Below are 690 nucleotides of genomic sequence, written 5' to 3'. Positions count from 1 at the left end.
CAGCCTAGCGATCAGATCAGCCGACTCCCTGTCGCATTTGACTTGACACCTTCCGAGCCGCCGGAACTCCCAACCCGCCAGGTCACACAGCTGTGCGGTCACTGCGAACGCCTCGACGTCCTTATCCTCGATCCGGTCATCGGCGCGGACGTCAACGACGACGCCGCTCCCGTCCGCCCGGCGGGCGAAATAGTCCGGCGCGTGCCGTCGCCGACCCCGCTCACCCTCCCAGCGCAGCCAGAACGGCTGGGAGGCGATCCCCACGATTTCCTGGTCAAAGTCCAAAGCCTGCACGTGATCGCGTTCCAGCCACGACTCATAGCCGACGTGGCGTCCGGTCGTCGCCGCCCACCACCAGCCCGGGTAGTGCCCGAGGCCCGGCGACCAGCGAAACGAGCGCACCGGCCGGACATCCTCGAACCGCACCCACGCGCACGACGAGGCCGGCACCCAGCGCTCGGTCCCCGCCGCATCGACGAAGTGCAGCTCAACCGGCCACTTAAGGCCCTCACACAGCTCGGCCGCAGCACCACCCACAGGCCACCACCCCGCCCGAAGCGATCAGTACCCGAGCAAACCGTAGTGGCAGAGCCAGCCCCACGAGCAAGATTCACTGACAAAGAGGACCAACGACTGGCCGGGGTTCCGCAGTTGATGTAGCGGGATAGTCCGCGAATCTGGGGATTGACG

Annotated in this window: 1 protein-coding gene; it reads right to left on the bottom strand. The window is 66.7% G+C overall.

What is annotated here, in order from left to right:
- Positions 1 to 537, bottom strand: a 537-nt coding sequence (locus ACWJ6R_RS37530) for a TnsA-like heteromeric transposase endonuclease subunit (protein ID WP_449066737.1), incomplete at its 3' end; no start/stop codon positions are given.
- Between the last annotated feature and the right edge of the window lie 153 nt (positions 538 to 690).

The sequence above is a fragment of the Planomonospora algeriensis genome (assembly GCF_977012225.1).
Note: the sequence above shows the minus strand (reverse complement) of the source record. Positions and strands in the feature narration are given on the sequence as shown.